General features: G+C 51.2%; 14 protein-coding genes. 6 read left to right on the forward strand and 8 right to left on the reverse strand.

Annotation, left to right across the window (positions count from 1 at the left end; genetic code table 11):
• Positions 1-322 precede the first annotated feature (322 nt).
• Positions 323-889, reverse strand: a complete 567-nt coding sequence (gene gmhB / locus HEP82_RS14790; protein WP_192458784.1) for a D-glycero-beta-D-manno-heptose 1,7-bisphosphate 7-phosphatase — start codon at positions 887-889, stop codon at positions 323-325.
• 181 nt (positions 890-1,070) lie between these two features.
• Between gmhB and metN the strand changes: the two genes are divergently transcribed.
• The 6 genes from metN to proS all read left to right on the forward strand — a co-directional run bounded on the left by metN (position 1,071) and on the right by proS (position 6,686).
• Entirely contained in the window at positions 1,071-2,102 is a 1,032-nt protein-coding gene (gene metN / locus HEP82_RS14795) for a methionine ABC transporter ATP-binding protein MetN (RefSeq protein WP_192458785.1), read from the forward strand.
• Positions 2,095-2,748: a methionine ABC transporter permease MetI gene (locus HEP82_RS14800; protein ID WP_192458786.1), complete on the forward strand. Its 654-nt coding sequence runs from the start codon at positions 2,095-2,097 to the stop codon at positions 2,746-2,748. Before metN ends, HEP82_RS14800 begins: the two co-directional genes overlap by 8 nt.
• Positions 2,749-2,811: 63 nt before the next feature.
• The gene (locus tag HEP82_RS14805; RefSeq protein ID WP_192458787.1) at positions 2,812-3,627 is read left to right on the forward strand and encodes a MetQ/NlpA family lipoprotein; all 816 of its coding nucleotides are present in this window, start codon (positions 2,812-2,814) and stop codon (positions 3,625-3,627) included.
• 113 nt (positions 3,628-3,740) lie between these two features.
• Positions 3,741-4,148, forward strand: coding sequence for an Rcs stress response system protein RcsF (gene rcsF, locus HEP82_RS14810; RefSeq protein ID WP_192458788.1), 408 nt, complete (start codon positions 3,741-3,743; stop codon positions 4,146-4,148).
• Positions 4,145-4,852 carry a tRNA (N6-threonylcarbamoyladenosine(37)-N6)-methyltransferase TrmO gene (tsaA, locus tag HEP82_RS14815; protein ID WP_192458789.1) on the forward strand — a complete coding sequence of 236 codons (708 nt, stop codon included), beginning with the start codon at positions 4,145-4,147 and terminating at the stop codon, positions 4,850-4,852. The genes rcsF and tsaA overlap by 4 nt, the downstream gene beginning before the upstream one ends.
• Before the next feature lie 115 nt (positions 4,853-4,967).
• Entirely contained in the window at positions 4,968-6,686 is a 1,719-nt protein-coding gene (gene proS, locus HEP82_RS14820; protein ID WP_192458790.1) for a proline--tRNA ligase, read from the forward strand.
• 79 nt (positions 6,687-6,765) lie between these two features.
• Here proS and rpoS read toward each other — a convergent pair whose 3' ends face one another.
• The 7 genes from rpoS to ftsB form a co-directional block, all read right to left on the reverse strand.
• Positions 6,766-7,758 (reverse strand): RNA polymerase sigma factor RpoS, encoded by a 993-nt coding sequence (gene rpoS, locus HEP82_RS14825; RefSeq protein WP_012764500.1) that lies wholly within the window; start codon positions 7,756-7,758, stop codon positions 6,766-6,768.
• Between the two features lie 53 nt (positions 7,759-7,811).
• Positions 7,812-9,014: a murein hydrolase activator NlpD gene (gene nlpD / locus HEP82_RS14830; protein WP_192458791.1), complete on the reverse strand. Its 1,203-nt coding sequence runs from the start codon at positions 9,012-9,014 to the stop codon at positions 7,812-7,814.
• A 257-nt stretch (positions 9,015-9,271) separates the two neighbouring features.
• Positions 9,272-9,898, reverse strand: coding sequence for a protein-L-isoaspartate(D-aspartate) O-methyltransferase (locus tag HEP82_RS14835; RefSeq protein WP_192458792.1), 627 nt, complete (start codon positions 9,896-9,898; stop codon positions 9,272-9,274).
• Between the two features lie 107 nt (positions 9,899-10,005).
• Positions 10,006-11,073, reverse strand: coding sequence for a tRNA pseudouridine(13) synthase TruD (truD, locus tag HEP82_RS14840; protein WP_407938296.1), 1,068 nt, complete (start codon positions 11,071-11,073; stop codon positions 10,006-10,008).
• A complete protein-coding gene (gene ispF, locus HEP82_RS14845; RefSeq protein ID WP_192458794.1) occupies positions 11,073-11,570 on the reverse strand; it encodes a 2-C-methyl-D-erythritol 2,4-cyclodiphosphate synthase in 498 nt (165 codons plus the stop codon). Before ispF ends, truD begins: the two co-directional genes overlap by 1 nt.
• A 29-nt stretch (positions 11,571-11,599) precedes the next feature.
• Complete coding sequence (gene ispD, locus HEP82_RS14850) at positions 11,600-12,301, reverse strand: 2-C-methyl-D-erythritol 4-phosphate cytidylyltransferase (protein ID WP_192458795.1); 702 nt, start codon at positions 12,299-12,301, stop codon at positions 11,600-11,602.
• Between the two features lie 2 nt (positions 12,302-12,303).
• The gene (gene ftsB / locus HEP82_RS14855) at positions 12,304-12,651 is read right to left on the reverse strand and encodes a cell division protein FtsB (protein ID WP_012764494.1); all 348 of its coding nucleotides are present in this window, start codon (positions 12,649-12,651) and stop codon (positions 12,304-12,306) included.
• Positions 12,652-12,731 lie beyond the last annotated feature (80 nt).

Genomic DNA, 12,731 nt, shown 5'->3' on the forward strand with positions numbered 1-12,731 from the left:
TTAGTTCGTAATGAATTAACTGTTGTTCACTCTTCAAGACTTTCAGTTCTTTCGTTCTGAAGTGTCCTGCGAGTGCCCACACAGATTGTCTGATTAATTGTTAAAGAGCAGTGCGACCGGCTTGCAGCCTGCTGTCGCGAGGTGGCGTATACTACGCTTTCCTCATTTGGAGTCAACGACTTTTTTTCGCTTTCTCCGTCCTGTACCGCGCTGGCGTTACGCCGTTGCCGTCTCAGTGGAAGCGCATTATAGGGATCCGAACGGACAGCACAACCACTTTCTCGATCTTTTCTTCCATTCGCGCATTTTTCCACCTCACAGCCTATTTATTGCGCTGTTTTATCCATTTAGGTAGATCAGCAAGACTATCAATCACCGCATCGGCCAGTTTTTCGCCCTCATTACTGATGGGTTTACCTGTACGGACAAGAATTTTAGTCCCCACTTCTGCAGCTATCGCCGCCTGCATATCTTCAACTTTATCTCCCACCATATAAGAGGCAGTCATATCAATATGCAAATAACGCTGGGCCGATACCAGCATTCCAGGCTGAGGTTTGCGGCAATCACACTGCTGACGATATTCGCCTTCTCCGGCATCTGGGTGGTGAGGACAGAAGTAAATACCGTCCAAGTCGACCCCGCGATCCGCTAATGACCAATCCATCCACTCAGTCAGTTGCATAAACTGCTCTTCAGTAAATTTTCCGCGAGCAATCCCAGACTGATTAGTAACGAGTACCAATGCGAACCCCATTTGTTTAAGTTCACGCATGGCATCTATAACGCCATCAATAAACTGAAACTGATCGATCTCATGTACGTAGCCATGGTCAACATTTATGGTTCCGTCACGATCAAGAAAAATTGCTGGAATTTGGTTTGCCACTTACATTCGCTCCTGATGGCGTAAATTGCCGCATAGTATCGCACTTTTGATTCGTTCTGGAGAATCTTCATCGATAAGGGATCTCGATTGACTTGGACGTCTAGACGCCTTAACATCCCTTCAATTATAGCTGGCAGCATAAATGCTATTTATCTGACCACAGGCATTTTTTATAAAAACCATGATAGAACTTATTAATATTACTAAAATTTTTCAACAAAACGGGCGTGCGATTATCGCGCTTGATAACGTGACATTACGTGTGCCTGCCGGCCAGATTTACGGCGTGATCGGTGCTTCCGGGGCAGGCAAGAGCACATTAATTCGCTGTGTAAACCTGTTGGAGCGCCCTACTCAGGGTAACGTTTTGGTTGACGGCCAGGATCTGATGCTACTGTCAGAGAGTCAGCTGACTCAGGCTCGCCGCCAGATTGGCATGATCTTTCAACATTTTAATCTATTATCTTCTCGCACCGTCTTTGGCAACGTCGCCTTGCCCCTGGAGTTGAACAACACGCCTGCAACTGAAATAAAACAGCGAGTATCCCAACTGTTGGAATTAGTCGGCCTGTCGGAGAAACAGGATGCCTATCCTGCAAACCTGTCCGGTGGGCAGAAGCAGCGCGTTGCCATCGCACGAGCATTGGCCAGCAATCCCAAGGTATTACTGTGCGATGAAGCCACCAGCGCACTCGACCCAGCGACAACCCGTTCCATTCTGGAATTGCTAAAAGATATCAATCGGCGTCTGGGGCTGACGATCCTGCTTATTACTCATGAAATGGATGTCGTCAAACGTATTTGTGATCAGGTTGCAGTTATCAGCGATGGGAAATTGATTGAGCAAGACACGGTCAGCGAAGTGTTTTCCCATCCTAAAACGCCACTGGCACAGCAGTTCATTCAATCAACATTGCATCTGGATATTCCGGAAGATTATCAAGCCCGGCTGTCTGATGATGTAGAAACAAGCCACATACCGCTGTTGCGTCTTGAATTTACTGGCCAATCCGTCGACGCGCCGCTGCTCTCTGAAATCTCTCGGAAATTCAGCGTCAATAACAACATCATCAGCGCCCAAATGGATTATGCCGGTGGAGTCAAGTTCGGCGTTATGCTGACAGAAATGCACGGGCAAGAGGATAATATTGCCGCTGCCATCGAGTTTTTGCAGGAACATCATGTGAATATTGAGGTACTGGGTTATGTCTGAGGCAATGATGTGGCTATTTGCCCGGAGTATCTGGGAAACGTTATTTATGACTTTTGCTTCCGGCTTTCTGGGGTTTGCCGTTGGGTTGCCTTTCGGCGTACTGCTGTATGTCACTCGCCCTGGGCAAATTATGGAAAATATTTCGCTATATCGCGTGATTTCAGCCTTAGTGAACGTCTTTCGTTCTATTCCATTTATCATCTTATTAGTGTGGATGATTCCGTTCACTCGCATGATTGTTGGTACGTCTATCGGCCTGTACGCGGTAATTGTACCACTGACGATCGGAGCATCGCCGTTTATCGCTCGGATGGTAGAAAATACACTGCTGGAACTGCCTGCTGGGCTTATTGAAGCGTCACGTGCCATGGGCGCTACCCCAATGCAAATCATTCGCAAAGTGCTATTACCGGAAGCGTTGCCCGGTTTGGTGAACGCCGCAACGATTACGCTTATCACGTTGGTAGGGTATTCAGCGATGGGCGGTGCTGTAGGTGCAGGTGGTCTGGGGCAATTGGGTATTCAATACGGATATGTGACCTACAATCCTTTAGTAATGAATACCGTATTGATCTTGTTGGTGATTCTGGTTTACCTGATTCAATTTTGTGGTGACAGAGTGGTGCGAGCGGTGACTCGTAAATAATGAGAGCGCCACAGTATCTATTTTTTCGGTGCAGACTAAAAACGTTCAAACAGAGGTAGGAAAATGACAATTAAATTAAAATCGTTCGCTGCCGTAGGCGCGTTGATCGGTGTTCTGGCGCTCGCAGGATGCGGCCAGGAACAGAAAAATCCCAACCATATCAAAGTGGGTGTGATTGTCGGTGCGGAACAGCAGGTTGCTGAAGTCGCCCAAAAAGTCGCCAAAGAAAAATATGGGCTAGATGTAGAACTGGTCACGTTCAATGACTATGTTCTGCCTAACGAAGCATTGAGCAAAGGCGATATCGATCTGAACGCTTTCCAACACAAACCGTACCTCGATCAGCAGATTAAAGATCGCGGCTATAAACTGGTTGCCGTCGGCAACACCTTTGTTTACCCGATCGCCGGCTATTCCAAAAAAATCAAATCGATAAATGACCTGCAGAACGGAGCGCAAATCGCGCTGCCCAACGACCCAACCAACTTGGGCCGCTCTCTGCTGCTGCTACAGAAAATTGGGCTGATTAAGCTGAAAGACAATATTGGCTTATTGCCGACTGCATTGGATATCGTTGAAAATCCGAAAAACCTGAAATTGGTGGAACTGGAAGCACCACAGTTACCGCGCTCGCTGGATGACGATCAAATCGCTCTAGCCATCATCAATACCACTTATGCCAGCCAAATCAACTTGACGCCGGCTAAAGACGGCCTGTTTGTTGAATCCAAAGACTCTCCGTATGTCAACCTACTGGTTGCGCGTGAAAACAATAAAGATGCCGAGAACGTGAAGAAATTCGTGAAGGCTTATCAGTCTGATGAAGTTGAACAAGCAGCACAGAAAGTTTTCAATGGCGGTGCAGTGAAAGGTTGGTAAGTTAACGCTTACAGAAAAGCATCAAATAGATAAAAGACGGGCTTCTGCCCGTCTTGTTATTTTCCTGATTGCTTGTTTCAATAACCGCACTTTATCGAGCCAGAGGAAAATTTATGCGCGCTGTACCCGTTCTGTTGTTGGCATTATCACTAACAGGATGCTCACTGCTTCATAAACCGGCGGCGCCCGCTCCCAAGCCACAGACGCCCTCGGCGGTAGAGACGCCTCCACAGCCCAAGCCCGCACCACATCCGGCTCCTGCGGTACTCTATAAGAGCGCTGAAGAACTGGTAGGCAAACCATTCAGGGATATGGGCGAAGTGTCCGGCTCATCCTGCCAGGCCAGCGCTCAGGATGCGCCGCCCAGCATACCCAGCGCAAAGAAAAAAATGCAAAGCCGCGCCGCGTCGATGAAAGCCAACGCCGTACTGTTGCATGACTGTCAAATCGTCAGCAATGTAGCTGGGTGCTATCGGCAGGCAATATGCCAAGGCTCCGCGCTAAAAGTTTCTGCACAATGAGTTCATTCAGTTTCGAGCAGATCGGTGTTATCCGCTCGCCTTATAAAGAAAAATTTGCCATTCCCCGGCAGCCTGGCCTGATCGAAGACGGAGGAGGAGAGCTCCATCTGCTCCCACCTTACCATCACCCGGAAACTGTACGCGGACTGGCTGAATTCAGCCATCTCTGGATACTGTTTATCTTTCATCAAACCTTGTCGGGTGGTTGGCGACCAACAGTTCGGCCGCCGCGGTTGGGTGGAAACACACGAATGGGTGTTTTCGCCACACGTTCCACTTTCCGCCCCAATCCGGTAGGAATGTCGTTGGTCGAGCTGAAAGCTATCCGTACCCATGACGGGAAAGTGGTTCTGGAATTAGGCAGCCTCGACCTGGTAGATGGTACGCCTGTCATTGATATCAAACCCTATCTGCCCTTTGCGGAAAGTCGTTCCGACGCACGGGCCGGCTTCGCACAGATGGCACCGTCCTCCGATATGCAGGTAACGTTTTCGCCCCACGCCGAGCAACAATTGATGATCCACCAACAGCGCTATCCCTATCTGCGCCGTTTCATTACTCAGGTTTTGGCGCAAGACCCCCGCCCGGCCTACCGGAAACCCTGTGCTGACCATAAAGATTATGCGGCGTTGTTGCTGGAATTTAATGTCAAATGGCGCGTTACAGGTGGCCTTACCGAAGTGATTAGCCTGGACGGGGTTTAAAAAACCCCGGTGTCTCTTTTTGGGAACCGCTGTCACTGATAAACTAAACCACTTTTTTATGCCTGAGCCGCCTAGCGGCTAATGCGATTTATTGTTCTGACGGAACTCAAACATCATGCGTACAAGTCAATATATGCTCTCCACCCTGAAGGAGACGCCTGCCGACGCCGAAGTGATCAGCCATCAGCTTATGCTGCGCGCAGGAATGATCCGTAAACTGGCGTCCGGCCTTTATACCTGGTTGCCGACCGGGTTGCGTGTACTGAAAAAAGTCGAAAACATCGTGCGTGAAGAGATGAATAACGCTGGTGCTATCGAAGTATCAATGCCAGTAGTTCAACCTGCCGATCTGTGGCAGGAAAGTGGTCGTTGGGAACAATATGGTCCGGAGTTGCTGCGCTTTGTCGACCGTGGCGACCGCCCGTTTGTGCTCGGCCCGACGCATGAAGAAGTTATTACCGATCTGATTCGCAACGAAATCAGCTCCTATAAGCAACTGCCGCTGAATTTCTATCAGATTCAAACCAAATTCCGCGATGAAGTGCGCCCACGTTTCGGGATCATGCGCGCACGCGAATTCCTGATGAAGGATGCTTATTCCTTTCATACAACTCAGGAATCCCTGCAAATAACCTACGACGCCATGTATGCAGCCTATAGCAAGATTTTCAGCCGTATGGATCTGGATTTTCGCGCAGTGCAGGCTGATACAGGATCTATCGGCGGAAATGCATCACATGAGTTTCAGGTGCTGGCAGCCAGCGGTGAAGATGACATCGTCTTTTCTACCGGCTCAGACTACGCTGCCAATATCGAGCTGGCTGAAGCCGTGGCGCCCGCCCATGATCGTGCGTCGCCAAGTCAGGATATGCTCTTGGTCGATACGCCTAATGCCAAAACCATTACCGAATTAGTTGAGCAGTTTAAGGTTCCAGTAGAAAAAACCGTGAAGACACTGTTGGTCAAGGCAACGGAAGAAAGCGGACACAAGCTTATTGCATTACTGGTTCGCGGCGATCACGAACTCAACGAAGTCAAAGCGGAGAAACTGGCGCTGGTTGCCAGCCCACTAACATTTGCTACCGAGGAAGAAATTCGCGCCATCATCGGAGCGGGCCCAGGCTCCCTCGGTCCAGTCAATCTGCCGATTCCGGTGGTCGCCGACCGAACTGTCGCCGTAATGAGTGACTTCAGTGCTGGTGCAAATATTGATGGCAAGCATTATTTCGGCATCAACTGGGAACGCGATGTGACCATTCCCCAGATCGCAGATATTCGCAACGTGGTTGAAGGCGACCAGAGCCCAGATGGCCGGGGTAACTTACTCATCAAGCGCGGTATCGAAGTCGGCCATATTTTCCAGCTTGGTACAAAATATTCTGAAGCACTGAAAGCAACAGTACAGGTTGAAGATGGCCGTAATCAGGTGCTGACCATGGGATGTTACGGTATTGGCGTAACTCGCGTCATCGCTGCCGCTATCGAGCAAAACCATGATGAGCGCGGTATTATCTGGCCCGATGCGATCGCGCCATTCCAGGTCGCTATCCTGCCGATGAATATGCACAAATCCTTCCGTGTTCAGGAGGTCGCTGAGAGCATTTATCAGCAGCTGCGCGCCAAAGGTATCGAGGTATTGTTGGATGATCGTAAAGAACGTCCTGGCGTGATGTTTGCCGATATGGAGTTGATCGGCGTTCCTCATACGATCGTAATCGGCGATCGTAATCTGGACAATGATGACATTGAATACAAACATCGCCGTAAAGGCGAGAAGGAGATGGTCAAAGTTGGAGACATCGTCAACTTTCTGACGGCACAGATCACTCATTAATCTTTCACGTAGAAGGAAGCAGATGTAAAAATGGTGGGAAAACCCACCATTTTTTATGCTATTCGATCAGTAGCATTGATTATTCGCGAAATAGCTCTTCGATATTCAGTCCCTGAGTCTGCAATATTTCACGAAGACGACGCAGCCCTTCAACCTGGATTTGACGTACACGCTCACGAGTCAAGCCAATCTCCCGGCCCACATCTTCAAGCGTCGCAGCCTCATAACCCAGTAGGCCGAAACGACGGGCAAGTACCTCCCGTTGTTTAGCATTCAGCTCGAACAGCCACTTGACGATATTCTGCTTCATATCGTTGTTTTGAGTGGTATCTTCCGGCCCGTTATCCTTCTCATCTGCCAGAATATCCAATAATGCTTTATCGGAGTCGCCACCGAGCGGTGTATCGACAGACGTAATACGCTCATTCAGACGCAGCATTCGGTTTACGTCATCAACCGGCCTATCCAGTCTCTCAGCAATCTCTTCCGCGCTGGGTTCGTGATCCAGTTTGTGGGATAGTTCGCGAGCAGTGCGCAGATAAACGTTCAATTCTTTGACAATATGGATAGGTAAACGGATAGTGCGGGTCTGATTCATAATAGCCCGCTCAATGGTCTGCCTGATCCACCATGTCGCATAAGTTGAAAAGCGAAAACCGCGTTCGGGGTCGAACTTTTCGACCGCTCGAATCAAACCGAGGTTGCCTTCTTCAATCAGATCCAACAAGGCCAGACCCCGATTATTGTAACGACGGGCGATTTTTACTACCAACCGTAGATTGCTTTCAATCATACGACGACGCGATGAGACATCACCACGTAATGCCCGCCGAGCGAAATAAACCTCTTCTTCAGCGGTCAACAGGGGTGAATAGCCAATTTCCCCCAGATACAACTGGGTTGCATCCAGGACACGTTGGGCTGTTCCCTGCGATAGCAGATCATCCTCTAGTAATTCGCTATCGCTGGTTTCTTCTTCTGCCAACGCTTTTTCGTCAAAAACATCGACTCCATTCTCTTCGAAATCAGCATCTTCATGTAACTCGTTAACTTTCAGCGTGCTTTGGCTCATAAGTGGCTCCTACCCGTGATCCCATGGCAGAATACCGAAATACTCTGCCCGATTTATCGCTGCGGAAGAAAACGCAGCGGGTTTACGGATTTCCCCTTGTAACGAATTTCAAAATGCAAGCGTACAGAGCTGGTTCCGGTGCTACCCATAGTAGCAATCTGTTGCCCCGCCTTTACCTCTTGTTGTTCCCGGACCAGCATAGTTTCGTTATGGGCATAGGCGCTCAGGTAATCATCATTATGCTTGATGATGATCAGATTCCCGTAACCGCGCAACGCATTACCCGCATACACTACCCTTCCTGCAGCAGTGGATATAATGGGTTGCCCACGTGAGCCAGCGATATCAATCCCTTTATTTCCCCCCTCAGTGGCTGAGAAACTATCTATGACCTTCCCATCTGTAGGCCAACGCCACCCAGCAATGACTGTATTGCTGTTACTGGGTACCTGCGTCGGTTCGGTGACAGGCGCTGTTGCAGCTACGCCTGTTGAAGGCAGCATTTTGCCCGAATTCTGTTTACCCGAATTTTCAGAATACGCATTAGTTGGTTGAGAATCAACCGGCGTAGTTTGGATTTGTGTTCCGGCCAAAGACTGGGCACTACCGTTATTCGCCGCATTCGACGGCAGCATATGACCCGATGTGCTCGCGCTGCTTCTGGCGTTTGCCGGCAACATATGACCCGAGCTGCTATCAGCAACAGCAACCGGTACAGTGCTGACTACGGCCGTGCTTCCCGCTATGGCATGCGAGCCGCCACTATTCATATTATTTCCCAGCGACAGACTTTGCCCCACATTCAGGCTATAGGGTTCGGCAATGTTGTTGCTCTGAGCCAAATCCCGGTAATCAGTGCCAGTGATCCACGCAATATAAAACAGGGTATCGCCGCGTTTAACGGTATAGGTATTGCCGGTATAACTCCCTTTGGGGATAGAGTTATAGCTGCGGTTATAAACAATCTTACCGTCATGAGTGGTAATTCCAGCCTCATCGGAGGGCTGAGATGAAAGCACGCCATGACTTGCCGCGCTCATCGGCTTGATGGGAGGCTGAGCCGCCGGCGCACTATTGATGGAGGAAATCCTGGGAGGCGGTGTATAACCGGTATTATTACTCCGACTGGCAGCACTGTTATCACCTATGTTACTGATCGGCGCCGACTGACTACTATCATTGCTACAGCCAGTCACTCCCAGTACAACTGCCGCACATAAAGCGATCTGACGCCAACTCACAATCTGGCTTCCCATGCGCCGAACTCCCCCTATAACTCTTAAAGTCGACTATTCTATCCAGCCACCCTGTCACCAGCATCACTAAACATAATGAAATACTGGTAAACAATTCCGAAATCGATGCTCCCTCCTTCCACGCCTTTCTATGAGTATTGTCCAGACGCGCAAGGAGAGCTGACTGCGCTGATGCTAACAATATCAAGCCATTGCTGCTACAAAACGGTTGTATTGAAATTTTAAAAGTCGGCCCGGCATCTTGCGATGCAACGGTATCAGGCCAGTTCGCCTTTGACCAGAGGAACAAAGCGAACGGCTTCCACCGTTTGCACCAGAAATTCCCCCGCGCGACACACAACCATCTGCAGTGTCTGCTGATGCTCTCCGACCGGCAACACCATCATGCCGCCGTCGTCCAGTTGTGCCATTAAAGCGGAAGGGATTTCAGGTGGTGCCGCCGTAACGATAATGGCGTCAAACGGCCCTTTGGACGCCCACCCTTGCCAGCCATCGCCATGCCGGGTAGACACATTATGAAGATCGAGTTGCTTGAGGCGCCGCTTGGCCTGCCACTGCAACCCTTTGATACGTTCAACAGAAAAAACATGACGCACCAGATGCGCCAGAATGGCGGTCTGATATCCGGAACCCGTGCCAATTTCCAATACCCGGGATTCCGGCGTCAAATGCAGCAACTCCGTCATTCTGGCGACCATATAAGGCTGAGAGATCGTCTGGCCAAACCCGATCGGTAGAGCAATATTGTCATAAGCTTTATGTTCGAAAGCTTCGTCAACGAAACGCTCACGGGGAACCGCAGTGATCGCCTCCAGCAGGCGCTCATCCTGAATGCCCTGCCGACGCAACTGCGTCAGCAATGTTTGCATACGTTTGTTCACCATCCCCTGTAAACTCCAACGTTGGCTAACGTCATCAACTTGCCCAGTCCTCTGCAGAAAAATCATCCGCCCGAACGACGCCGATCGACATGATTACGCGCCAGGAAGCATCAACCAACAACGTTTTCCAGATGCTCATCGGCATTCTGTACCCGCTCACACACCAGTTCTCTCACCACACTGGTGGCGAAACAACCGGCCGGCAACCAAAAGCCAAGTTCCAGCGTCTGCTCATCAAGCCACGACCATGTCATATGCTGCGGATAAAGCATGATGGCACGTCTGGCAGGCTCCACCCGCTCGCGCTGCAGCAAAGACAACAATGCGGCATGGTGCGACAGACAGTCCAGTTCGAAAGCCAATGCGTCGCTCTGTGTTCCCGGTTCGCCATCGCCAGGAAGGGGAGCGGTTATCTGCAACTCTCCGGCGGCCACCCGTGGTTCAACGCTGTCGATCTCTTCCGGTTTAACCACAAACCAGCTGCCGCGGCCGCTTAGCTGCAACGCATCGCCGCAAAACACTGTTCCAACCCCATAAGCCGCCAGGCGTTTGCTGACAACCTGATTAAACAGCTCACTACGGGCGGCGGAGAGATAGAAACTGCGCTTGCCGCGTTCCCTGATACGGATTTCGTCATTGGCCCAGCGCAACGCCTGAACCAGATTATTTCCTTCGCGGCCGAATCGCTGACTGCCGAAATAATTAGGAACGCCATGGCAGGCGATCAGACTAAGCCGGGCATCCACATCCGGCGTATTGCTGATATGCCGCAGCACCAACGTGAAGGCATTGCCTTTCAGCGCGCCGGTGCGCAGTTTACGACGATGTCTGGCCGCTTCAAGAATCTCGCATCCTTCCAGCGTAAATGATGACCAGTCCGGTTCCGCTTTTCCGGGCATATGCAGGCAAAACCACTGCTCAGCGACGGCATGACGATCTTTCAGCCCAGCGTAGCTCACAGAACGAGCCGGAATGCCGGCAAATTTGGCCAGCGCTTCGGCGACGAAAACCGTGTTGCAGCTACGCTTCCTAATCCGCAACAACACATGTTCGCCGTCGCCATCCGGCGCAAACCCGAGATCCTCCACGACGACAAAGTCCTCTGGCGCCGCTTTCAACACCCCAGAGGCCAAGGGTTGCCCGTGGAGCCAGAACAGTGCCTCATCGACTACCGCCATCACCATGCCACCACCCCGGCGGTATCGTTTTTCACCAACAGTACCACCGCTTCGCAAGCAATCCCCTCGCCGCGCCCGGTAAAGCCTAGCTGTTCCGTCGTTGTCGCCTTCACGTTGACGTCATCCATATGGCTCTGCAAATCTTCCGCCAGATTAACGCGCATCTGTGGAATATGCGGTGCCATCTTCGGCGCCTGAGCAATGATGGTGACATCCAAATTACCCAAGGCGTATCCCTTGGACACAATGCGACACCAGGCTTCACGCAGCAACTCGCGGCTGTCGATCCCCTTATATGCCGGATCGGTATCCGGGAACAATTTGCCGATATCACCCAGAGCGGCGGCGCCCAGAAGAGCGTCAGTTACCGCATGCAATACAACATCGCCATCGGAATGCGCCAGCAAACCGCGCTCATAGGGAATTCGCACCCCGCCGATCACCAGCGGGCCCTCGCCGCCGAACTTATGCACATCAAAACCGTGACCGATACGCATCGCACAGGCTCCTTTTTTATTGTTGTGGATTATTCACTGCGGCGTGTCAGATAAAACTCTGCCAACGCCAAATCTTCCGGCCGGGTCACTTTGATATTGTCAGAACGCCCCGGAACAAGCCGCGGCTGGTAGCCGCAATACTCCAGCGCCGAAGCTTCATCGGTGATGGTCGCTCCGTCCTGCAACGCCTTCGACAGGCAATCTCTTAATAGCGCCAGAGGGAAAAGCTGTGGCGTTAAGGCGTGCCAGAGTTCATCTCTGGATACGGTGTGGGTGATCCGACCATTGTCACCGCGCTTCATGGTATCACGTACCGGCACAGCCAGAATGCCGCCAATCTCACTCTCCCGCGTCAACATCAATAGACGTTCAAGATCGTCCGGATGCAGGCAAGGCCGGGCGGCGTCATGCACCAACACCCATTCGGCATCCTGAATCTGCGACAACCCGGCGAGTACGGAATCCGCGCGCTCACGCCCGCCGGTCACTACCTGAATACGCGGATCGGACGCCAGCGGCAAACGTGCGAAATAAGTATCCCCGGCGCTGACGGCAACCACTATGCGTCGGATACGAGGGTGCTGGAGCAAAGCGGACAGCGTATGCTCGATGATAGTTCGGTCATGGATAGTCAGATACTGTTTGGGGCGGTCGCTGCACATCCGACTGCCGTTGCCGGCTGCCGGCAAAACGGCCACGACGTCTGGCAAAGAATCAAGGGAAATAGACATACCTAACGAGACGTTGATGTAGAAGAAGAAGTACCAACCGGGGCTGAAGATGATACGGCGCCGACGCGGCGAGCGGACTGATCAGCCACCAGGCGGTAAAAACTTTCGCCCGGCTTCGTCATCCCCAGCTCATTACGCGCGCGCTCTTCAATAGCTTCCTGACCGCCGTTAAGATCGTCGATTTCGGCAAATAACTGCTCGTTACGGGATTTTAGTTTGACGTTATTGGCTTGCTGCACCGCTACATCATCCTTCACCCGTACATAATCGTGGATACCATTTTTCCCCAACCAGAGCGAATACTGCAACCAGCCAAGAATAATCAACAATAACAGCGAAAGTTTTCCCATCCAGCCCCCTGAAAAGCCGCCTAATCATCCCATAACTTTTATCAGGACTCCACACTACAAAGGGAATTGACTATCAGGCC

It is taken from the genome of Musicola keenii (genome assembly GCF_014855505.1).
Classification (GTDB): Bacteria; Pseudomonadota; Gammaproteobacteria; order Enterobacterales; family Enterobacteriaceae; genus Musicola; species Musicola paradisiaca.